The 23,014-nt window shown below is 45.6% G+C and carries 24 protein-coding genes; all 24 read right to left on the bottom strand.

The features are described from left to right. Positions 1-203 precede the first annotated feature (203 nt). Positions 204-1,223 carry a GGGtGRT protein gene (locus tag BM377_RS14550; RefSeq protein WP_092250182.1) on the bottom strand — a complete coding sequence of 340 codons (1,020 nt, stop codon included), beginning with the start codon at positions 1,221-1,223 and terminating at the stop codon, positions 204-206. Positions 1,224-1,246: 23 nt separating this feature from the next. Next, positions 1,247-1,939 carry an iron-sulfur cluster assembly scaffold protein gene (locus BM377_RS14545; protein ID WP_092250179.1) on the bottom strand — a complete coding sequence of 231 codons (693 nt, stop codon included), beginning with the start codon at positions 1,937-1,939 and terminating at the stop codon, positions 1,247-1,249. Between the two features lie 208 nt (positions 1,940-2,147). Further along, on the bottom strand, positions 2,148-2,822 hold the full coding sequence (locus tag BM377_RS14540; RefSeq protein ID WP_092250176.1) for an LbetaH domain-containing protein: 675 nt from the start codon (positions 2,820-2,822) through the stop codon (positions 2,148-2,150). A 1-nt stretch (position 2,823) separates the two neighbouring features. Continuing rightward, a complete protein-coding gene (locus tag BM377_RS14535; protein WP_092250173.1) occupies positions 2,824-4,941 on the bottom strand; it encodes a DNA topoisomerase in 2,118 nt (705 codons plus the stop codon). Continuing rightward, positions 4,934-6,313, bottom strand: a complete 1,380-nt coding sequence (locus BM377_RS14530; RefSeq protein ID WP_092250170.1) for an ATP-binding protein — start codon at positions 6,311-6,313, stop codon at positions 4,934-4,936. Before BM377_RS14530 ends, BM377_RS14535 begins: the two co-directional genes overlap by 8 nt. A 10-nt stretch (positions 6,314-6,323) precedes the next feature. Further along, positions 6,324-7,409 (bottom strand): aspartate-semialdehyde dehydrogenase, encoded by a 1,086-nt coding sequence (gene asd, locus BM377_RS14525; RefSeq protein ID WP_092250167.1) that lies wholly within the window; start codon positions 7,407-7,409, stop codon positions 6,324-6,326. A gap of 77 nt (positions 7,410-7,486) precedes the next feature. Next, a complete protein-coding gene (gene argH, locus BM377_RS14520) occupies positions 7,487-8,875 on the bottom strand; it encodes an argininosuccinate lyase (protein WP_092250164.1) in 1,389 nt (462 codons plus the stop codon). Positions 8,876-9,092: 217 nt separating this feature from the next. After that, on the bottom strand, positions 9,093-9,635 hold the full coding sequence (locus tag BM377_RS14515) for a cysteine hydrolase family protein (RefSeq protein ID WP_092250161.1): 543 nt from the start codon (positions 9,633-9,635) through the stop codon (positions 9,093-9,095). 63 nt (positions 9,636-9,698) lie between these two features. After that, positions 9,699-10,058: a DUF1667 domain-containing protein gene (locus BM377_RS14510; protein ID WP_092250158.1), complete on the bottom strand. Its 360-nt coding sequence runs from the start codon at positions 10,056-10,058 to the stop codon at positions 9,699-9,701. 13 nt (positions 10,059-10,071) lie between these two features. After that, positions 10,072-11,403, bottom strand: a complete 1,332-nt coding sequence (locus BM377_RS14505; protein WP_092250155.1) for an NAD(P)/FAD-dependent oxidoreductase — start codon at positions 11,401-11,403, stop codon at positions 10,072-10,074. Further along, positions 11,400-12,890, bottom strand: coding sequence for an NAD(P)/FAD-dependent oxidoreductase (locus BM377_RS14500; RefSeq protein ID WP_092250152.1), 1,491 nt, complete (start codon positions 12,888-12,890; stop codon positions 11,400-11,402). Before BM377_RS14500 ends, BM377_RS14505 begins: the two co-directional genes overlap by 4 nt. Positions 12,891-12,904: 14 nt before the next feature. Further along, positions 12,905-13,612 carry an MIP/aquaporin family protein gene (locus tag BM377_RS14495; RefSeq protein ID WP_092250149.1) on the bottom strand — a complete coding sequence of 236 codons (708 nt, stop codon included), beginning with the start codon at positions 13,610-13,612 and terminating at the stop codon, positions 12,905-12,907. Between the two features lie 2 nt (positions 13,613-13,614). Beyond that, positions 13,615-15,117, bottom strand: coding sequence for a glycerol kinase GlpK (gene glpK, locus BM377_RS14490; protein ID WP_092250146.1), 1,503 nt, complete (start codon positions 15,115-15,117; stop codon positions 13,615-13,617). Positions 15,118-15,205: 88 nt separating this feature from the next. Beyond that, the gene (locus BM377_RS14485) at positions 15,206-15,787 is read right to left on the bottom strand and encodes a glycerol-3-phosphate responsive antiterminator (RefSeq protein WP_092250185.1); all 582 of its coding nucleotides are present in this window, start codon (positions 15,785-15,787) and stop codon (positions 15,206-15,208) included. Between the two features lie 159 nt (positions 15,788-15,946). Next, positions 15,947-16,804, bottom strand: coding sequence for a 2-oxo acid dehydrogenase subunit E2 (locus tag BM377_RS14480; protein WP_177223907.1), 858 nt, complete (start codon positions 16,802-16,804; stop codon positions 15,947-15,949). Then, positions 16,782-17,459 carry a phosphatase PAP2 family protein gene (locus BM377_RS14475; RefSeq protein ID WP_092250140.1) on the bottom strand — a complete coding sequence of 226 codons (678 nt, stop codon included), beginning with the start codon at positions 17,457-17,459 and terminating at the stop codon, positions 16,782-16,784. Before BM377_RS14475 ends, BM377_RS14480 begins: the two co-directional genes overlap by 23 nt. Positions 17,460-17,552: 93 nt before the next feature. Continuing rightward, positions 17,553-18,326: a lysophospholipid acyltransferase family protein gene (locus BM377_RS14470; protein WP_092250137.1), complete on the bottom strand. Its 774-nt coding sequence runs from the start codon at positions 18,324-18,326 to the stop codon at positions 17,553-17,555. Positions 18,327-18,328: 2 nt separating this feature from the next. After that, entirely contained in the window at positions 18,329-18,631 is a 303-nt protein-coding gene (locus BM377_RS14465) for a Dabb family protein (protein WP_092250134.1), read from the bottom strand. 14 nt (positions 18,632-18,645) lie between these two features. Continuing rightward, positions 18,646-19,344, bottom strand: coding sequence for a histidine phosphatase family protein (locus BM377_RS14460; RefSeq protein WP_092250131.1), 699 nt, complete (start codon positions 19,342-19,344; stop codon positions 18,646-18,648). A 63-nt stretch (positions 19,345-19,407) separates the two neighbouring features. Then, a complete protein-coding gene (locus tag BM377_RS14455) occupies positions 19,408-20,055 on the bottom strand; it encodes an HAD family hydrolase (protein WP_092250128.1) in 648 nt (215 codons plus the stop codon). Positions 20,056-20,094: 39 nt separating this feature from the next. Further along, positions 20,095-20,478, bottom strand: a complete 384-nt coding sequence (locus BM377_RS14450) for a VOC family protein (RefSeq protein WP_092250126.1) — start codon at positions 20,476-20,478, stop codon at positions 20,095-20,097. A gap of 179 nt (positions 20,479-20,657) precedes the next feature. Beyond that, complete coding sequence (locus BM377_RS14445; RefSeq protein ID WP_092250123.1) at positions 20,658-20,873, bottom strand: hypothetical protein; 216 nt, start codon at positions 20,871-20,873, stop codon at positions 20,658-20,660. A 561-nt stretch (positions 20,874-21,434) separates the two neighbouring features. Beyond that, a complete protein-coding gene (locus tag BM377_RS14440) occupies positions 21,435-21,767 on the bottom strand; it encodes a hypothetical protein (RefSeq protein ID WP_092250120.1) in 333 nt (110 codons plus the stop codon). 270 nt (positions 21,768-22,037) lie between these two features. After that, a complete protein-coding gene (locus BM377_RS14435; RefSeq protein WP_177223906.1) occupies positions 22,038-22,892 on the bottom strand; it encodes an SMP-30/gluconolactonase/LRE family protein in 855 nt (284 codons plus the stop codon). Between the last annotated feature and the right edge of the window lie 122 nt (positions 22,893-23,014).

Genomic DNA, 23,014 nt, shown 5'->3' with positions numbered 1-23,014 from the left:
GACACCCTTGCCTTCGGCTATATCCTTCCCACTACCGGGCGAATTCGGGACTTTAACCCGTTGGAAACGTGCGCCGCTAGGCGCACTACAAAAAAAGACCCCTGCATCATTTTTGATGCAGAGATCTTTTAAAGTCCCTCTTAACTTAATGACATTGAGGAAATCCTCCGGGGTTAATTTTTATAAATATGGAAGTTCGGATCTTAGAACTTTCCAGCCTTAGCAGCTTCTTCGATAGAAACGGCTGTAGAAACAGTCATACCAACCATCGGGTTGTTACCAGCGCCGATAAGACCCATCATCTCAACGTGAGCGGGAACTGATGAAGATCCTGCGAACTGAGCATCTGAGTGCATACGACCCATAGTATCTGTCATACCGTAAGAAGCGGGACCTGCAGCCATGTTATCGGGGTGAAGTGTACGTCCTGTACCACCGCCTGAAGCAACTGAGAAGTACTTCTTGCCTGCCTCTGTACGCTCCTTCTTGTATGTTCCTGCAACGGGATGCTGGAATCTTGTAGGATTGGTTGAGTTACCTGTGATAGATACGTCAACGTTCTCCTTCCACATGATAGCAACACCTTCCTGTACGTCGTTAGCGCCGTAGCAGTTAACCTTAGCACGAGGTGAGTTAGCATCCTTGGAGTAGCACTTTCTGAATACTTCCTTTACCTCGCCTGTGTAATAATCGTACTGTGTCTCAACATATGTGAAACCGTTGATACGAGAAATGATCTGAGCTGCGTCTTTTCCAAGACCGTTAAGAATAACTCTGAGGGGTTTCTGACGAACCTTGTTAGCCTTCTCAGCGATACCGATAGCACCCTCAGCAGCAGCGAATGACTCGTGACCTGCAAGGAATGCGAAGCACTCTGTATCCTCTTCAAGAAGCATCTTACCAAGGTTACCGTGTCCAAGGCCAACCTTACGACGGTCTGCAACAGATCCGGGAATGCAGAAAGCCTGAAGACCGATACCGATTGCAGCAGCAGCCTCAGAAGCCTTACGGCAGCCCTTCTTGATAGCGATAGCGGCACCTACTGTGTAAGCCCACTTAGCGTTCTCGAAACAGATAGGCTGAATACCCTCGATGAGCTTGTAAACATCGATGCCTGCAGCCATTGTAATATCTTTACACTCTTCTACTGAAGAAATCCCATACTCCTTAAGGCAAGCCAGGATCTGGGGCTCTCTTCTTTCATATGATTCAAATAAAGCCATTTTATATTCCTCCTTACCTTAAATTACTCTTTTCTGGGATCAATGAATCTGGCAGCGTCAGCTACACGTCCGTACTGACCCTTAGCCTTCTCTATAGCTGTGTTAGCGTCATCACCGGCCTTGATGAAGTCCATCATCTTGCCGAAGTTAACATACTTGTATCCGATGATCTCGTCATTCTCATCAAGAGCAACCTCTGTGATGTAACCATCTGTAAGCTCAAGATAACGAGGTCCCTTGTCAAGTGTTCCGTAAGTTGTACCAACCATTGAACGAGCACCCTTACCAAGGTCCTCAAGACCTGCACCGATAACAAGTCCGCCCTCTGAGAATGCAGACTGTGTTCTTCCGTATACGATCTGAAGGAAGAGCTCTCTCATAGCTGTGTTGATAGCGTCACAAACAAGGTCTGTGTTGAGAGCCTCGAGAACTGTAAGTCCGGGAAGAATCTCAGATGCCATAGCTGCTGAATGTGTCATTCCTGAGCAACCGATTGTCTCTACAAGTGCCTCCTGAATGATACCTTCCTTAACGTTAAGTGAAAGCTTGCAGCAACCCTGCTGAGGTGCACACCAGCCGATACCGTGTGTATAGCCGGAAATATCCTTAACCTCTTTGGACTGAACCCACTTAGCCTCTTCGGGAATAGGGGCAGCGCCATGATGTACCCCTTGTGTTACGGGACACATATTCTTTACCTCTGTTGAGTAAATCATGTGAAAATCTCCTTTCATATTGTAAAGTAATTATTCATTACTTACTACCTGATTTGTTTAGACTGACCATAGATGTGCCTGCCAAGCACGGTCATAGATGGCAAACGTATATTTCTCAAAAAAGAGTTGCCAAACACATTCGCCAAAACCTATTTTTACACAAAACTGCGCATATTTCAATGGTAATGTTATATTTTTAACACATTTTTTAGTCTTCTTTCTTTTCGACAATGTGATCCTTATCTTTAAAGATATGATGCGCGGGAATACAGCCTCTAACGGAGGAAAGAGGATATACATTGGACCATCTTCCGATCACTGTTCCGGGGTTAAGAACACTGTTGCATCCGACCTCAACGTTGTCCCCGAGCATAGCTCCCATTTTTTTGAGCCCCGTCTCTACCTTGTCGTTCTCTCCATTCTTAACAACAACGAGCTTTTTGTCGCTCTTAACGTTGGATGTGATTGAGCCTGCGCCCATGTGAGACTTAAATCCAAGGATTGAATCTCCGACATAGTTGTAATGAGGAACCTGAACCTTATTAAAGAGGATAACGTTCTTAAGCTCCGTTGAATTACCAACAACCGCGCCTTTTCCAACGATAGCGCTTCCTCTGATAAACGCACACTGTCTTACTTCCGCATCCTCATCAATGATGCAGGGACCGCCTATATAAGCAGAGTCAAAAACCTTGGCGCTCTTTGCGATCCAAACGTTCTCACCGCGCTTTTCGAACTTGTCTGCGGGAAGCTTGTTTCCAAGCTCGATTATATAATCCTTGATTCCTGCAAGAAGCTCCCAAGGATACTCCTTGGTCTTCATATAATTCGCAGCGATAGTCTCATTAAGGTCGTACATATTGCTAATCTTAAATTCTTCCATTTCAGTTCTCCTTTACTTTATCGGAAGCCTTATTGCCGGCCGCTTTCTTGGTTGTTCCGGCCTTCTTGCCTCCGCTCTTAGTTGTGCTCTTGTAATTTGAAGCAACATAATCAAATCTTGATCTGAGCAAATTCCTATAATCATTGTCTTTGACAAGATTGGTTCTCTTACTAACGAAATCATCGAGCTTAGTCATATACTCATTTTCCGAGATCTCGCCGTTTGCAACGCCGGTAAGTCCCTTCTCCCAGCTTGCCGTAAGCGCGGGATTGAGCATGGGCTTCATCGAGCACGCAACGGTCTCATAGACCATCTCTCCCATCTGTGTGGGCGTGATTATCTGGGTCTTTTTATTAAGATTAAGATACTTAATGTTGACGAGCTTAGTAAGTATACCCGCTCTCGTCGCACTCGTTCCGATTCCCGAGCCCTTGATCTGAGCGCGTAGCTCCTCATCTTCGATAAACTGTCCGGCATTCTCCATCGTAAGGATGATCGTTCCGGAGTTGTATCTCTTGGGCGGCGAAGTCTCGCCTTCTTTTAGGTTAAAAGACTCTGCGGGGAGCTTGTCGCCCTTCTTTAATTTCTGAAGGTGCTCGAAGAGTTCCTCATCGGTCACGGTCTCCTCTTCGCTCTCCTTATTGTCGTCCTTGTCATCATTATTCTTGGCCTTGTCCTTAAAGAAGGAATAGTCCATAACATGCAGATATCCCTTGGCGGTCAATATCTTGAAGTTGGCAAAAAAGCTCTCAATCTTGCCTTCGTGTTCCTTGCTGTCCATGGTAAGCGAAAGCGCCACTTTACTGTAGGTCGCTGACGGGTAAAAGACGGCAAGAAAACGCCTTACTATTATCTCATAGACCTTGGCCGATGTCGGCGACAAGCTTCCAAGTGCCGATAATCCCTGACCTGTCGGAATAATTGCATAGTGGTCTGTAATTGCTTTGTCGTTGACATATCTTGTCTTCTCAATACCTTTATAGGACTCATGCTGCAGGATTGCCTTGGCAAACACGGCGCACGGTTCATACGAAGTAAGTCCCTTTATATTCTGACTGATGACCTTGGCGATGGCACTAGACATTACACGCGCATCGGTTCTTGGATAAGTCGTCAGTTTCTTTTCATATAATTCCTGAGCTACAGCCAGCGTCTCGTCGGGATTTATCTTAAAAAATCTCGAGCAGTCATTTTGAAGCTCCGCAAGGTTATACAGAAGCGGCGCGTTCTTGACTTCTTTTTTCTTCTCACACTTAACTACTGTGGCTTCCACAGGAACAGCACCGAGAGACGTTATCAGCTCCTGCGCATCCTCTTTGGTCTTAAAGCCCTTCTCGCTGTAGAGCTTGGGCGAATTGTCGTAGAAAGATTCGGGCGTAACTCTCCACTCGGCATCACACTCTTTTCCGCCGATATTTACACCTGCAAGGACACGGTAAAAAGGCGTCTTTACAAACTCTCGTATCTCTCTTTCCCTGTCGACTACAATGCCCAGAACGCAGGTCATTACTCGTCCGACCGAAATAACGCATTTATCAAGATTAAGGTAATTCTTGATGGAATACGCATATTTCAGCGTCAGAGCTCTGGAGAAATTGATACCCATTAGGTAATCCTCTTTTGCTCTAAGGAAAGCGGAAGCGCCGAGATTATCATACTCGGAGTCATCCTTGGCTTCACGGATTCCGCGCAGGATCTCATCCTCGGTCTGCGAATCGATCCAGACTCTTTTACGCGTCTTACCTTTAACGCCCGCCTGCATGTCAACGAGACGGTATATGTATTCACCCTCGCGTCCCGAGTCGGTGCATATATATATCGTATCGACGTCGTCTCTGGTCAAAAGACCTTTCACGGTCCTAAACTGCTTGGAAACATTCCCTATAACTTCATATTTAAAATTCTGTGGGATAAAAGGAAGTGTGTCGAGCGACCACCTCTTGTACTTATCGTCGTAGACTTCAGGATAGCTCATGGTTACCAGGTGTCCGACGCACCACGTTACGATAGCATCATCAGACTCCAGGTAACCGTCTTTCCTGGAAAAATTTATCTTCATCGCCGAGGCAAAAGCCTGGGCAACACTAGGTTTTTCAGCAATGTAAACGCTCTTAGCCATTCGTTAATTCATCTATACCTATGAGTCTCAGCTTGGAATCGGGCTTCATCGACGCATCAATCAGCCAAGCGTCAAACCCTACCGTTGAGAACAGATAGAAATAATCTCCCTCAAGTCTTGCTTTTTTTGCGCAGGACCAAAGGCTTTCCAAGTCGGCGTGAGTCGCCTGTTTCTGCCAAAAACACATTCCAATGGCGGTATCTCCGGTATCACTCTGTACGATGATATCCAGATTGCCGGATTTTCCTATCCACTCACCCTCTTCAGATACATCGAACGGAAAGTTCCCTCTGTCCATGCACCTGTACAGGTATTCGCGGCATACCGTCTTGAAATATTCCGATGCGTAGCTTTGCATTCCTGCCGATATAAATATATCATAAAATTGCTCCGCAGGCATCTGCGTAAGACTACTTTCATTTGGGAAGATAAATCTGAAATAGAAATCCAGCAAAGGGTCCTCTATCTTATAGGCTCCCTTTACAACATTCTCTCTTCCCGCATTTCCGAATGAATAAACCTTACTGGCAAAATCATGATGAATCAAGGTCTTAAGATAAACCGATATCTTGGCTCTTGAAAAGCCCGTCGCATGATATATATCGTTGAGCTTGTTGATTCCTCTTGCCATAACGGACAGGATCGTGTGATAAACGGACGTCTCTCTTAAATCCTTGGATGTAAGCCTAAGCGCCTCTCCGTATAGATATGACGAAGGATCAAGGATATTCTTGCAGACGTTTTCTTTAAAGGATAAAGAGTCGTCAAAGTATCTCCATAAAGCCGTCTGACCGCCAAGTACAGAATACGAAAGAACCGCGTCCTTGTAGCTCATCTTGGGATAGAATGCTCTCATAGACGAGAACGGAAGAGGCTTGATCTTCCTAAATCCCACGACATCGGCAGCAAAGCTTCCCATCTGTCCGACCATGCTGTTCTCGACCCAGTTGATATCATGGCTCACAAGAAGAACGAGTATCTGCCTGTATCTGCCATACTCTTTTACAAAGCTTACAAGCGACTCCATGAAACCGGGGCTTGTCTTAATGATATTCTCGAAATTCCTGACAATAAAAATAAACGGAGCCTTGCCTGCAGATTCCGCACAGGCTGTAAAGATATCTGAGTAAGTCGGATCGTCTTTGACGGCAATCCTGTTACTTTTTAGTTCTCCGGTCCACAAAAAGAGCTGCTCCCTCTCAGATGCGGAGCGAGCAGAATAATAAAAGCTCTTTCTGTTTTCCGTAAATTTGGACAAAAGAGCAGAATGCTCAATATTCCTGTGTCCGTAGACAACAAGAATATTGGATAATCCGCTCTCATAGTATCTGTTTAAAAAACGTAAATCTTCTGATCTTTGCGCTTCCATCATTATACTTTTATCACTTTTTGTTGATGTATCCGCTTGCCTTAAGAAGCTCTGCGCACTCTACGGCTCCGCCTGCAGCACCACGAAGTGTGTTGTGTGAAAGACCAACGAACTTCCAATCGTAAACGCTGTCCTCACGGATTCTTCCGATGCTTACGCCCATACCGTTCTCATAGTTAACATCAAGTGTGATCTGAGGTCTGTTGTCCTCCTGCATGTACTGGATGAACTGCTTGGGAGCGCTGGGAAGCTCGAGTTTCTGAGGAAGTCCTGAGAACTGCTCAAGTTTCTCGATGAGCTGCTCCTTTGTAGGGTTCTTCTTGAACTTAACGAATGCAGCAGCTGTGTGTCCGTAAAGAACAGGGATTCTGATGCACTGACATGTGATCTTAACGTCATCGGCGGGAACGATCACGCCGTTCTCAACCTTACCCCAGATTCTGAGGGGCTCTTTTTCTGACTTCTCTTCCTCACCTGAAATGAAAGGAATAACGTTGCCAACCATCTCGGGCCACTCTTCGAAGTTCTTACCTGCACCTGAGATAGCCTGGTATGTTGTAGCTACTACCTCGTAGGGCTCAAACTCTTTCCATGCTGTAAGAGCGGGTGTGTAGCTCTGGATTGAGCAGTTGGGCTTAACAGCGATGAAACCTGCGTTTGTGCCAAGTCTCTTTTTCTGGAACTCGATAACATCCATATGCTCAGGGTTGATCTCAGGGATGATCATGGGAACATCGGGTGTCCATCTGTGTGCACTGTTATTGGAAACAACAGGTGTCTCAGTCTTAGCGTACTCTTCCTCAATAGCCTTGATCTCATCCTTAGACATGTTTACGGCTGAAAGAACAAAATCAACGTCCTCAGAAACGCCCTTAACATCAGTAACGTCCTTGATAACGATGTTCTTTACAGAATCGGGAATAGGACCATCCATCTTCCATCTGTTTCCTACTGCCTCTTCGTAAGTCTGTCCTGCCGAACGAGGGCTGGCTGCGATTGTCTTAACCTCAAACCAAGGGTGATTGTTGAGGATAGAGATGAATCTCTGTCCAACCATTCCTGTACCGCCAAGTACGGCAACCTGCAATTTGTTACTCATAATACTGTTACTCCTCCTAAAATTAAAAATAATTCTTTATGTGAAAAAATATATTTGCCTATCGGTATTTATATCTATCACTTAATGCTGAACTCGTTAAGGAACTTGCCGTTTAGCTCAATTACCTTCTTCATGGCATCCTGTCCGGGTGCTCCTATTGTAAGTCTCTTGCTCACGCAGGTCTGTAGACTAACCGCATCAAAGATGTCTTCGTCAAAAAGCTCTGAGAACTGCTTAAGCTCTTTTATCTCAAGATCGTCGATCGCACACTTCTTGTCGATGCAATAAAGAACAAGTCTTCCGATAACGGAATGCGCATCTCTAAACGGCATTCCCTTGTTTACGAGGTAATCTGCCGCATCTGTAGCGTTGGTAAAGCCCATCATTGCGCTCTTTTCCATCGGTTCCTTATTGAATTTGATGGTTCTAAGCATATCCGCAAAGAGTGTCAGGCAGTTTGATACGGTATCTATCGCATCGAATGCGGCCTCTTTGTCCTCCTGCATGTCCTTGTTGTATGCAAGCGGTATGCCCTTCATTGTTGTCAAAAGAGACATCAGGTCGCCATACACGCGTCCAGTCTTACCTCTTACGAGCTCTGCGATGTCAGGGTTCTTTTTCTGAGGCATGATGCTGCTTCCGGTTGAATAAGCATCATCGATGTCCACAAATCTGTACTCATTGCTGTTCCAGATGATGATCTCTTCGCTGAATCTTGAAAGATGCATCATTATAGTAGAAAGAGCTGACAAGAACTCTATAAGGTAATCTCTGTCGGATACGGAATCCATGCTGTTAAGTGTGGGTCCGTAGAAATCAAGGAGCTGCGCCGTGTACTCTCTGTCGAGAGGATATGTCGTTCCCGCAAGGGCTCCCGCTCCAAGAGGACAATAGTTCATCCTATTATAAATATCCTTCATCCTAAGGAGATCTCTTTTGAACATTTCAAAGTACGCGCCCACATGGTGAGCAAGTGTAACGGGCTGAGCCTTCTGAAGGTGAGTAAAACCGGGCATGTATGTATCGATGCCGTCCTTCATGATGTTGTCCAGAGTCTTTAGCATATTCTTAAGAAGCTCTGCCATGTGCTCGACTTCGCCCCTTGCGTAAAGTCTCATATCAAGTGCAACCTGATCGTTACGGCTGCGTCCTGTGTGAACCTTCTTGCCGGCATCTCCCACTCTCTCAATGAGGTTAGCCTCAAGAAAACTGTGGATATCTTCGTACTTGGTGCTGATCTCAAGCTTACCGGCCTTAACATCCTCAAGGATTGAATCAAGTCCCTTTACAATAAGGTCTTTCTCTTCCTCTGTTATGATGCCCTGCTTGGCAAGCATAGTAGCATGAGCCTTGCTGCCTCGTACATCCACTTCCAAAAATCTCTTATCGAACGTGATGGATGCGTTAAAATTCCATGCCAGTTCGTTGATACTTCCTGTAAATCTACCGCCCCAAAGTTGCGCCATTTTATTATTCTCCGCTTTTTCATAGTAAAGTAATAAAAAATTATAATCACAACTTAACATATATAAATTCCAAAGACAATGTAAAATATTACACAAATCTTTTTTGGTTTCAAAAGAAGTTTTGGGCAAAAAAACAAATGTCCGCACATGACGGACATTTGCATTAATTTTTGCTACAATTGTTTGCGATTTAACCCCACAGTCTGTGGCTTGGTTCTCACTCTATGATCGCAATCTGGCATGAACTCATGGTCTCAAGCGCTGCCTTGTGCTTGTCGGGAGTTACTCCGGCGCAGCAGGAAGCATCAACGCAGATTCTCGCCTCAGGAAGATTAGCCTTTATTAAAAGAGCATTCGAAACAACGCAGATGTCGGTGCAAACACCGATAAGTTCTACAGAGATCTCCTCTTTTGCCGCGATCTCTTTTATCTTGGCTGCAAGGTCAACAGAACCGAATGTAGGCTTATTTACATATGTGATCTTGTCTGCGTCCTTCTTGGAATCAAGGGCTTTCTGCACTTCGGCATCTATCTGCCAGCCCGCACTTCCCTCGATGCAGTGCTCAACGGGAAGGTTCTTGCCCTCCTGAGTAGTCATATAATCAGACTGATGTGTATCTCTTGTAACGAAGATGTCTTCGGATGCGTACTCGCCGATCTTCTTAACAACGGCGGGAACAACAGCCTGTGCTTCCTTGGTTCCGAGCGCTCCGTCAACAAAGTCTTTTTGCATATCAACGACAACCAGTAGTTTTCTCATCATTCTCTCCTCATAAAGTAGTCATAAGTATTATTCAAAGTATTGTACTACTTTATAAGAATGTCAAGAAATATTCTTGGTCGCTATGACATCCACTCCGGTTCCGGCGACGTCTTTGATAACCGTATCGCCGATGTTCACGGGAGCACTGATGCTTGCGGCGTCGATAGCCTTCATAACTTCGAAGATCTTATCCTTTGGTATGTCTGATGCGGTCTTAACGGAGACACGCTCTTTCTCGCCGCCCGTTACTTTTACGGTGCTTGTGACTATCCTTGTCGGATTGACCACTTCTTTTCGTGCGTAGATATCGCCCTTTTGACAGGTGTTTCCGGTAACCTCAGTAACCTCGCCGTTTTCAAGGATTACGGTAAGCATGCAGCCCATGGGACAACCTATGCATGTAAGTTCTCTCTTTTCCATATGCTTACCTCCTTTACTCATTCTCTATCTTGACGGTTATAGTCTTTAACTGCGGTCGCTCCGAAAGCTGGCTCTTACGAAGAATGATCTGCTCCATCTCGCCGGGAGACATGATCCTCTTTTGATTGTGCATCACTCTCTCATCGTCAAAGTAGACACTTACAAAAGAATTCTTGTATACGTCGCCGACTCTGAATCTAACCGTAAGAAGGTCGCTCATGCGATCTACGTTGATCGTGCTCGGAACGGTATAGCGCGCGCCGTCTGTGGCTACAAGCGTAATAACCTGTGACGCGCCGGGCTTGCCGGCACTCGCAGTATCTACTCCTTGCGCGGCTCCGGCTTCCGCCGCGCCCTGTTCGCTGCTATCACCGGCAGCTTTCACATACTTGGCTGCGTTTTCACCTGCTCTTCCCGCTTCCTCGGAAACGTAGTCAACAAGGTCATGAACGTGAAGTACATTTCCGCAGGCAAACACTCCGGGAATATTGGTCTCAAGCGATTCGTTTACGATAGGTCCGCTTGTAACCGGGTTCATCTCCACGCCTGCCGAGCGTGAAAGCTCATTCTCGGGGATAAGTCCGCAGGAAAGAAGAAGTGTATCACAGATATATCTTTCTTCGGTACCCGGAATCGGCTTTCTGTCAGGGCCTACTTCCGCGATGGTAACCGCCGTCACATGCTCTTTTCCCTCGATATCAACTACCGTATGTGAGAGCTTAAGCGGTATTCCATAGTCATCAAGACACTGGACGATGTTACGCTTAAGTCCGCCGGAATAAGGCATGAGCTCTGCGACGCACTTAACCTTGGCGCCTTCAAGCGTCATACGTCTTGCCATGATAAGGCCGATATCACCGGATCCTAAGATAACAACTTCTTTTCCCGGCATGTAGCCTTCGGTATTAACAAGTCTCTGAGCCGTTCCTGCTGAGAATATTCCCGCAGGTCTGTAACCCGGAATATTGAGCGCACCTCTGGGTCTTTCTCTGCAGCCCATCGCAAGGATAACAGCCTTGGCAGGGATAGTGAACATTCCGTCTTCCCTGTTCATCGCTGTCACAGTCTTATCGGGAGCGATGTCCATTACCATGGTTCCAAGCTTATACTCTATTCCGAGATCAAGAACCTGCTTGATAAATCTGTATGCATACTCGGGGCCTGTGAGCTCCTCCTTGAAGGTGTGAAGTCCGAAACCGTTGTGTATGCACTGATTGAGGATTCCTCCAAGCTCGGTATCCCTTTCGAGAATAAGGATGGAATCACATCCCGCTTTCTTGGCTGATACGGCCGCCGCAAGACCTGCGGGGCCTCCGCCTACAATTACAATATCGTAATTTTTCATGCGCCGGTCACCTCCCCTCTTGTACCTTCTAAGGAAGCTGCACCGTTACCGCTTCCTTCTTTGGTCCTGGTGGGTACAATCACGGATTCTCCGCCGCACTTTGTTATCTCTTCATAAGGGATTCCAAGTTCTCTACTGAGTATCTCCATTGTTCTGGGAGTACAGAAGCCGCCCTGACATCTGCCCATGCCGGCTCTGGTTCTTCGTTTTATACCGTCAAGGCTCTTTGCCCCAAGAGGTCTGTGAATAGCTTCTATTATCTCGCCCTCTGTTATCATCTCACATCTGCATACAATATTGCCGTATGCGGGATTCTTTTTGATAAGCTCGTTGCGCTCTTGTATTGAAAGACCTTCCGTTTTTACAATGCCTTTTCTTGTGGCTTTATAATTTTCTTTTTCCTTAAGAGCCATCTTCTCTTTTAACAAGTTTCCGACCATCTCGCCGATAGCGGGACTTGCGGTAAGTCCGGGGGACTCGATTCCCGCGCAGTCTATAAAGCAAGGCGCATCGGATACTTCACCGATGATAAAGTCGTGGTGATCTTCATGCGCACGAAGGCCTGCAAAAGAGGTGATGACATTTCTGATAGGAAGATTACGAATATGATTTCCCGCCTTGGAAATAAGATCGTCTATTCCATCTGCGGTAGTGTTGGTTCCTTCCTTGTCATCAATATCGATCGCGGTCGGACCCACGATCAGATTGCCGTGCACGGTGGGTGATACAAGTACTCCTTTTCCAAGGTTAGTCGGCTGTGGAAAAATAGTGTGACTTACATGCCCTCCGACCTGCTTATCAAGGAGACAATAATCACCTCTTCTGGGCGTGATCTTTATCTTATTACCGCTTACCATGTTGTGGATCATGTCTGCGTAGACGCCCGCTGCGTTTACAACATATCTTGCTGTGTACTCGCCGCTGTTTGTCTGAAGGTGCCAAAGATCATCTTCGCCCTTCTTAATATCTTTTACCTCGGTATTGAATTTAAAATCCACACCGTTTTCAAAGGCGTTCTCCGCCATGGCGATATTAAGCTCGAACGGGCAGATGATTCCACCGGTCGGCGCATAAAGAGCACCCTGCACGTTTTCGGAAAGATTGGGCTCCATCTCCAATGCTTCCTCGCGGCTTAAGATCTTAAGACCTTTTACGCCGTTTTTTATTCCTCTGTCATACAGCTCCTTTAGGCCATCCAGCGCCTCTTTGTGAATACATACGACCATTGAACCGTTTCTTTTGAACGGAATATCAAGGTCGCGGCTAAGCTCATCCATCATCTCGTTTCCGCGGACGTTGAGCTTTGCCATAAGTGTTCCTTCGGCAGCATCAAAGCCTGCATGTACGATCGCAGAATTGGCTTTGGATGTTCCCTCGCATACATCTTCACATTTTTCCAAAACGCAGGTACTTATGTCATATCTCGACAGTTCCCTTGCAACTGCGGAACCGGTAACTCCGGCGCCTATCACTATCACATCGTACATAAGCTTCTCCTTTATCAGCCAAATAGTGCCATGTAAAGAAGGGATGCGCAGATACCACCGCAGATGGGTGCTACCGCAGGAATCCATCCATAGCTCCAATCAGCGTCTTTTTCTCCCTTAATGGGAAGTACCATGTAAGCAATACGTGTAGCTGTATCTCTTGCTGCGTTCATAGCGTATCCTGTAAGTCCTCCGAAGGAAGCGCCGCAGGCTACGATAACCGCATATACAAGTCCCCATGAAACTGCGCTGTCTGCTGCGTTTCCGGGAATTGCCGCAAGGAAAAATACCAGGCAGAAGGTTGCAACGAACTCAGAAAGGAAATTGAGCACCTGATTCTTGATAGAAGCCGATGTACAGAAAACTCCTCTCTTGGTTGCAAGATCTTCGGTAGCGTCAAAGTGTTCTTTATAAAGGATATAAACAAGAACCGCTCCGCAGAAGCCCCCAAGCATCTGCGCGATTATATATCCGGGAACAAGTGCCCAGTCAAAGGCTCCTCTTACAGCGGCGCCTATGGTAACGGCGGGATTAAAGTGTGCTCCCGAAGTTGCGCCGAATGCATAAGCGGGAAGAAGAACCGCTGTGCCCCATCCCATGAGGATATGTGTAGAGCCTGCGCCCTTAAAACCTGATTTATTAAGACTAACCGTTGCACAAACACCGTCACCCAACAGTACCAAAAACATAGTTCCGATAAACTCAGCAATGTAAACTAACATACCTAATCCTCCTTTGCCCATCCAAGGGTCGAATTAACTGCCTGATGCCATCCCTTAAGTTCACTTTCCCTCTTAGCCGAATCGATCTGTGAGGTAAACTCTTTGTCGATCGACCAGTTTCTGATAACGTCTTCTTTGCTCTTCCAGTATCCGACAGCGAGACCTGCCAGATATGATGCGCCCATGGCTGTTGTCTCTACGCAGCTCGGACGAAGAACCTTGGTATCAAGGATATCCGACTGGAACTGCATAAGGAAGTTGTTCTTGGAAGCGCCTCCGTCAACCTTAAGTGATGAGATCTTCTTGCCGGTATCAAGCTCCATGGCGTGAAGAACATCATAGGTCTGGAAAGCAAGCGACTCAAGTGTTGCTCTTATGATATGGTATTTGTTTACACCTCTTGTAAGTCCCGTAATTGCTCCTCTTGCGTAAGGATCCCAATACGGAGCGCCAAGTCCGGTAAATGCCGGAACTACGTAGCAGCCGTTGGTATCGCTAACCTGAGTTGCAAAATACTCGGAATCGGGTGATGAATCAACTATCTTAAGCTCATCTCTAAGCCACTGAATTGCAGCGCCTGCAACGAATACAGAGCCTTCAAGAGCGTACTCGACCTTACCGTCCAGTCCCCAGGCTATAGTGGTAAGAAGATCGTTCTTTGAAAAGATGGGTTTTTCTCCTGTATTCATAAGCATGAAGCAGCCTGTTCCGTATGTATTCTTTGCTTCGCCTTCTGTAAAGCAAGTCTGTCCGAAAAGAGCTGCCTGCTGGTCGCCCGCTGCTCCTGCGATCTTGATGGGGCCGCCGAAGAACTCGGGATCGGTCTCACCGTATACACAGCTCGAGGGCTTAACCTCGGGAAGCATGGACTTCGGAACTTCGAGGATATTGCAAAGCTCATCATCCCATTCAAGTGTATTTATGTTGAACAAAAGAGTTCTCGATGCATTGGAATAATCCGTCACATGTACCTTGCCCTTTGTGAGCTTGAAGATAAGCCATGAATCAACGGTTCCAAAGCAAAGCTCTCCTTTTTCCGCACGTTCTCTTACACCGTCAACGTTTTCAAGGATCCAGCGGATCTTGGTTCCGGAGAAATAAGGATCGAATTTAAGTCCTGTCTTTTCCTGGAACTTCTTAACTATGCCGGGATCTTCCTTCATCTTTCCCTGTGCATAATCCGCGGTTCTGCGGCACTGCCACACGATAGCATGGAACACGGGTTGTCCCGTCTTTCTGTCCCATACGATAACGGTCTCACGCTGATTGGTGATTCCGATCGCGGCAATGTCTTCATAGGTTGCTCCCACCTTCTGCATTGCCTGACGTGCTACAGACAGCTGTGTCTGCCAGATCTCGTTGGCATCATGCTCAACCCAGCCGGGCTGCGGAAAGTACTGCGTAAACTCCTTCTGTGCCACGCTGCACATTTCCCCCTTCTCGTTAAACAGGATACATCTGTTGCTGGTTGTACCCGCATCCAACGCCATTACATATTTCGCCATACTTTTCCCTCCTTTTTAAGTAAGAAATAAGAAGTGTATCCATTAAAGCGCTCCTCGCCTTAATTTTCCAAGTATCAAGTATCTTACGTTAAAGTCCCCATACAGCTTCGTTCGTTGTTGAAATAGCGATTGCCCCACCTTCAAGGGCATTCATGACATCTTCTTTGTCAGCTATAAGACCGCCCGCGATCACGGGAACTCTGCTGACCTTGTTTATCCTCCTTATCATCTTCTGAAGCACGATGCCCGGTAAAAACTCTATGACGTCGGGCTTTACTCCCTGCGCTCTTGCCTGCTTCTCTATATTCTGAAGCGCAAGGCTGTCCAATATAAAGTACCTAAGCACGGTACTAAGTCCCAGTTCTTTGGCGTGCGAGATAAGATTGCTCTTAGTCGTTATAATGCCGTCCGCTTCGGTATTGTTCTTTATGAAATCAAGGCAGACTTCCTTTGAATTATTAAGCCCCGTAATGAGATCAACGTGCACCATTGCGACCTTGCCCGCAGCCTTTATCTCTTTTACGATGCGGCTTATGCTGCAAATATCGCCGTAAAGCACAAAGATGATCTCTACATCTTCGCCAAGCGCCGTTTTAAGACCTTCGTCGTTTTTAACGGCAGCTATTATTGGATTAAGTTCAATTTTGTTAATAAATTCACGGTTTTTCATATATTTTACCAACAAAAAAAGAGCATGATTAGAAACATGAGGTTCTCCCTCATCTGTCCCCTTGCTCTTTTCTCCAAGGATATTATTGGTCAATTTGTCCAAACGACTATATTTATATTACCATTCTCTTATGCATATTGCAATAGTATTATTAAAAATTTATAACCTAACTTCTTCCGAAAGCTTTCCTTCCATCAGTTCGGGATTCTCCAAAAGCTTTTTAAGAAGCTTCATCGACTTTCCGTAATAGAAACCGTCAGAGATTCTTTCATCGATGGTAAAAGAAAGATCGATGACTTTCTTCATCGTGACATTGCCCTGCGCGTCGTAGTTTGGTTTGAACTTCTTGGTTCCGACTATAACAAAAATAGACGTTGTTCCCCAGTTCATCAGATGATGATAACCGATGTTCATACCGATGGAACCAAGATTTGAAAGTACAACCGAGCACTGGTACGGATCCGTCGCGATAACGGACTGCGGCATCCATCCGTGTCTGTCAAGAAATCTTGCAACAAGTCCTATAAGGTGCTTGAACGGAAGCTTTTTTATCACATTCATGGCATCTGTAGATTCATCATCCTCTTTTTTGCAAAAAGAGATCTGCGATCTTACCTTGGCACTGATGTCCGCGAGTGTATCGCCATCTTCCGCAACAACTCTTGCGAGAGTCTCATCTCCGTCGTCACGGAACTCTTTTTTGACCGTAAAAGCAGCTGTTATATTGTTTCTCTGATAAACGTTCTTATTGGCGATAAAACGGTTCATCTGAGGTCTTAAGCGTATCGTCTTAAGCATCGCGGCGATCACAAGATCAAAGATAGAAATCCTTGCTTCGGGATGCTCAGCGTTGAACTTACGGATATACTCCTCGGTCCCCGCTATATCGACAGTCATCGACATAAATGCCTCGTTGTCGCATCTATTTGGATACATCAGCGGCATTACATAATGCATCGCGTCGATATCCCTGATAAGTGTGCCGTCTCTGCGGTCACCCCATCTTCTTTTTCCCACGTCTTTTTCCCTCCACATAAAAAATAATCATCAAAAAGATATACATCACGACAGCGGCCCACACATCCGTGAACGAATGCTGCTTAACAAAGCATACCGAAATACAGATCAAAATGGACCATACCCCGATGAGAACTTTTTTCAAAAGAGCTGTCTCCTTGCGGCAGATCCAAGCAGAAAGCGCTGCGAGCGTGTATCCCACATGGAGCGACGGACACACTCCCGTAGGCGTGTCGGCCTTATAGATAATCCCCATGATAATGGTAAATACATTGCTGCGTTCAAAGTGATCCGGTCTTAAATACTGAACCGAAGGCCAGAACACGTATGTCGCCATCGCAACAATCTGCATCCCCACGATCAGCTTCTGCGCGTGGACAAAGCTTTTTATATCATATAAAAGAAAATATAACAGCGAGCCAGCAAGGAACAGGTACCATGATACGTAAAATATTGCAAAGTACTCGTTAAAAGGGATGATGTCGTCAACTACGCTGTGGATCACGTGGCACTTATCTTCAGGGATAAGATTCTCTGTGATAAAGTACATCGTAAGGTAAAAGACCCATCCAAGGAGCAGCAAAAGGTGCTTAAACTCAAGGCTTGTTATATTGTTTGGTCTAAGTTTGGTGTAATCAACTACGGGTTTTCTCATGACAAAAATTCAAAAAGATCTTTCTTAATAATTTGAATTCTTCTTTAGAGATACTCTTTTGGATAACTTAAAATTATAAGCGTATATATACTACTACAATTTTTCATTAAATGGATAATCTTTTTTCGAAACATTGGGATATGGCGTGACACGGTGCCTCGGAAGCGCATATGCAAGCTCAGAGATGGCATCCTGCAGATAATTACAGATTCTGTCTGCCTCTTCGTCAGTTTTATTATCAGGGTCAAAAGAGATTGCTTTACCGATCACAAACTTCTTAAGCTCCGGGCAGATATATACCGGAACAAACGGAATTGCCTCCCCGCTCTGTCTGTAGTAATACTTGGCCGTGTGTATGAAGCCTCTTTGGAAGTGATGAACGATGTTGTTGTACTCTTCGTACTCCTCGGGGAAGATCACAACCTTGGCTCCCTCGGAGAGTTTTTCGCTTGAAAGCTGAAAAGTCTTCATAACGCGCCTATCCCTGTAAACGGGAATGGTGTCGGCATTTGTGAAAATAAGCTGAGCAAGCGCCGGAATAAGATGTGCGAACAGCTTATAAAAAGGTCGCACAGCCGCAGGCTTTTTTGACCAAAAGTCCTTGTAAGCGTACTCGGCCACCTTGTCTTTTTCCATCATTTCGGAGATGCACCAGGTGTAGTGCTTGCCGGGACAGTACAGCTCCGCCGCAACGGGCCCGAACATCTGCGAGTGATTTCCGACAAGGACAGCCGCGCCCTCAGGCAGGTTCTCTTTTCCGATCACCTCGAATTTAGGCGTAAAAAGCCAGACAAGATAACGCACCACGCGAAACAGCGGGTGCGTATTTTTTATGTGGTTATCGATGATTGTATCTGAGTATTTCATGATCAAATCTCGTAGTCCAGGCAGTTTCTTGCTTTTGTAAATGGTCTTACCTTCTCGTCGGCAACCTTTACATGCTCGGGATGAACGGCGTAGGCTTTAAGTGCCTCCTCACTCTCAAGCGTGGAATCAAGCATTAGATCTACATTTGAAGATGCGAGTCCGTTGATGTTGACCTTGATCTCAAGAAGTCCCGGAACCTTGCCCTTAAGCGATTCAAGTCCTTCCTTGATCTCAGCCTTGATCTTAGCTTTTTCCTCAGCTGAAAATTCATCCTTAAGTGACCATAAAATTACGTGCTTTACCATGTTTTTTCTCCTTTTTACTTCTCAAAGTGAAGTTTCTCTTGTTTAAATGACTCGATATGTCCCATGTCATTGAACAATTCAAGCCTCGGAATCGCGATCCTGCCTTCCTGCTCTTCAAAGTCAATGATCGATACGGAACAGACTCCGTAGGGAATCGAAGTAAGCACAAACGGGAACGGAAGATTCAGCACATGCGAGAACATAACCGCACCTGAGCCTCCGTGAGCAAAAAGAGCTATCGTATCATCGTTGTAACTTCTGCACTCGTAGAGTCCGTCCTTTCTGTAAAGGCCGTAGCTTTCGAGGAACTTATCAAAAGCCTCGGAAACTTTTTCATAGTACTCCATGCAGATATTGTCTTTGAAAAAGTGGTGCTCAGTCCAATTGTCTTTTCCCACATATTCCGGGCTGTCTGTAAGCACTCTGTAAGCAAGCGTCCAAGGATGACCGTCGTACGGAAGCTTATCGCTGTTTCCGTCTTTGTCGCCCCAGTTGATCTCGTGCATGAAATCCAGTGTCTTAACATCAAGGCCATGAGCCTTGGCTGTGTATGAAGCCGTCTCTTTGGCTCGGCCCATCGGAGAAGCATATATTGCCTTTATATCCTCTCCTTGAAGTCTTTTTGCAGTGCTCTGCGCCTGCTCTCTGCCGGTCTGTGTAAGGATATCCTTTTCATAGTTCGGCTCCCCGTGTCTGACAAATATTAGTCGCATACCATTCTCCTGTTGTTAATATCAAATAAGTCGCTACCCCGTCCCCACGGGGCCGTTTCGTTTCTACAGTAGTTCCAGGACGTCCGCAGGTGTTGTTGCGAACACGTCCGCGCCGATCTCTTCAAGGTAGTCCTTATCTCTAAAGCCCCAAAGTACTGAGATGCAAGGAAGTCCCGAGTTTACGGCTGTTTGAAAATCGACTTCGGAATCGCCGATGTAAATTGCTTCTTCCTTGGTGCTCCCAAGCTCCTTAAGCGCCTCGATAACCGAGTCGGGTGCGGGTTTTCTGTTTATACCGGGTCTTTCTCCGATTGCTACATCAATTGCCTCTGAAAAGAACTTTTTATTAAGCTCTTTTACCGCGGAATCTATCTTGTTGGAAACGATAGCCATCTTGTAGCCGCGCTTTTTCAGCTCTTTCATAAGCTCAAGGATCCCGTCGTAGGGCCGTGTCTTGTCGAGACAGTGCTTATCATAGTGCTGCTTGAAAACAGGGAGCATCTCATCAATCGTTTCCTTGGAAGTGCCTTCCGGAACGTTTAATTCAATCGCACGCCTGATTCCGTTTCCAAATGCACGTCTGTACTCTTCTACCGTGCGATTCGGAAACCCAAACTTGTCCATTACGTAGTTAACGGACGTCGTCAGGTCGTCCAGCGTATTCAGAACCGTGCCGTCCATATCGAAAATTACTGTGTTTATAGTGCTCATATAACTAATATCATAACCCTTTCTCCAAATATACGAAAGTCAGATCGTTATCTCAATCTGGTTGCCCTCGATCCCTACAATGCAGCTCTCATAATAGCCATCGCCTGTGGTTCTGGGGCCGCTTACAACTTCAAAGCCTGCGTTTTTGAGGCTTTCGGTAAGCTCATCCACCTTTTCTTTTGACCCTACAGAAAAAGCGATGTGAATATAGCCGGTTCTTGTAAGCGGTTTGTCGGCATCTACGAGTCCGGGCTTATTCATAAGCTCGATCCTTGCTCCGTCGTCAAAAGAAATAAAGAAGGAGCGAAAGTCTGTATTAGGATTGTGGTAACCGTCATTGGACTTTCCTCCCAGGTATTTCACGAAAAAGTCGCGTGTCTTCTCAAGTTCATTAACATACATTGCAATGTGTTCAATCTTCATCATGTCGTCCTCCTAAAATGCATGTATTCCGGCTAAATTGCCATAAAACAATGATACACCCGCCACCTGTTATTTGCTATCTAAATAACGCCTGTAATCATCCAAAAAAAGCCTCAGGATATAGCAAAAAAAGACGAGCCCCGAAGGACTCGCCTACAATAATTACTATATTATATGAATTAGAAGAATAAAGGGCTGATCTTTCCCAACATTCCGAAGAATGCGAGGATAATCCACATCCAGTCACCCATTCCGCTGATTACAGGAAGCTTTGCAACTGGCTCTGCGTCTTCCTCAACTTCGATGTCAACAACAGATGCATTGTTTGCTTCGAACTTCTCTGTGCGATCAGTCATAGCATTTCTCTTTGCTCCGAGGATCTGGCTTAAGATCATTTCATACTCAGCAGGTGTGATAGCCTGGATTTCTTTTGCTCCTGCTTCTGTAGTCTTGTTAACTCTTGCTCCGAGAACAGCTCCCTGAGGTGCTGTAACAGCCTGTCTGTTTCCTTCTGTAGCCTGTCTGTTTCCTTCTGTAGCCTGTCTGTTTGCTGCAACTTCTGTCTTCTCCTCAAGCTGTCTTGCGATCTCATCGCGCTTTTCTACAAGCTCATCGAGCTTTGCTGTTGCGTTTTCAAAATCAGCCTTTGCTCCTGCAAGGATATCTTCAAGGATCTTGATAGCTTCCTCGATTGACTCTGCATTAACGATTCTGTCGATATCCTGCTCGCCAATATATGTTCTAAGGCCTGCAACAAGGTCTTTTGTAACAACCTTTGCGATTCTGTCTTCGTTCTCGTCGATAGCTTCGATAGCATCCTCTAAAGCCTCAACCTTGTCAGCTGCCTCGTCAATCTTATCCTGAGTATCAGCGATTGTCTCGCCGTACTTCTCATACTTTTCAACAAGCTTTGCTGCATCGGCGATAAATGCCTTTAAGCCTTCGTCATCCTTTGTTTAAACTCTGATGCCCTTAGCGTTTCCGCTTGTTGTCTGAACGATCTTGCGAGCAGCTACGCCGTTCATATAGTAAACGCCGTCTACTTCGATCATATCACCGCTTTCAACTGCAGCTTTGATCTCATCTATGCACTTATACTCGTTTGTTCCGTCCTCATAGTCAAAAGAATATACATCATATTTGCCGGAGTTAACGTCAGCTTTGAACTGATTGTTTACACTAAGATTTCCGAAGTGCTTTTTCTGATAATCTGAAGATGTGATATCCTCTAAAGGCTTCTCATAAATAACGATCTCTCTTGAGCTTCCAAGTCTGTACCACTGGCCCAAACATTTGCAGGTACACTGATTACTGCGATCATTGCAGCAAGTACGATTGTGACTACTTTCAAAAGTGTGTTATTCTTCAATTCTTAACCCTCCAAGTCATTCTTTGGCTTGTTTATATGTTCTTCTCGATTACACTTTTTTATCGGGCACATTTTCGAATAACTTAACCACAAAACGTAAAAAAATTTACACCTCGCTGAACATGCGTGTTTCAGGAGATGTAAATCTTGAAAAGTCGATGAATTATGTATTTTTATTATGCAAAAGAGCTTAAACCAAGCAATAATCAGGTGTTACGCCCTCAACGTCCGTCCTCATCTTAAACAAACAGCCGTCAAATTCACCTTCAAGCCCCGTTGCTGCAGTAGTTATGTACAATGTCTTCATGTCATCGTCGCCAAAACAGCAAGAAGTGACCTGTTTGGCAGGTATCGGGATCGATTTAAGAAGCTCTCCGGTCTCACCGCTTCTTTTTTCTATCCTGCTGCCGCCCCAGAAGGCAACCCAAAGATTGTCCTCCGAATCGATCGTAAGGCCGTCCGGAACACCGTCTTGAACAATAAAAAGAACCTTTCCGCCGCTTATACTGCCGCTCTCTTCGTCGTAATCATAGACAAAAACAGCATATTTAAGAGAATCGGAAAAGAAAAACTTCTTTTTATCGGCACTCCACGCCATTCCGTTGGAAATCTTAGTGTCTGCAACCTTGATATCAAGCTTTCCGTTGTTATATAGGTAGAGATTTCCTTCCGCCTCATGATCATCATCGCCGACCGATGCGCCAAACCAAAGGCGTCCCTTGGCGTCTGCCTTGGCATCATTAGAGCGCCAGTAATCCTTAAATACGTTCTTTAGGTCCAAAAAAAGATCTATTTTTCCGTCTTTATATAAGTAAATACCGTCTTCCATAGCGAGCGCAAAACCGTCCGAGCCCGCAAGAGGTATCGCTGCACCTACCTGCTGAGGCAGATCTACAGACTCTTTTTTACCATCCTTTAAAAACAAAAGCTTTCTGCCGACGATATCCACCCAGGAAAGTCTTTTATACCTTGGATCGTAGCATGGTCCCTCGCCGAGTGTGTATTTTTCACTTCCGACTGCTTCTACTTTAAATAATTCGCTCAAAATATGCCTCTTTTCTAAACAAATAATCTCCCTATTATGTCAAGCATAAAAGCTTGAAAATTAAAGGTTTTTAGTTCCTATCTCTGATATAAAACAAGCCAAGTGGTTGGATATTCCTTTGT

Source organism: Butyrivibrio sp. INlla21 (genome assembly GCF_900116875.1).
Taxonomy (GTDB): Bacteria; Bacillota; Clostridia; order Lachnospirales; family Lachnospiraceae; genus Butyrivibrio.
This window is presented reverse-complemented; position numbering and strand designations above follow the sequence as displayed.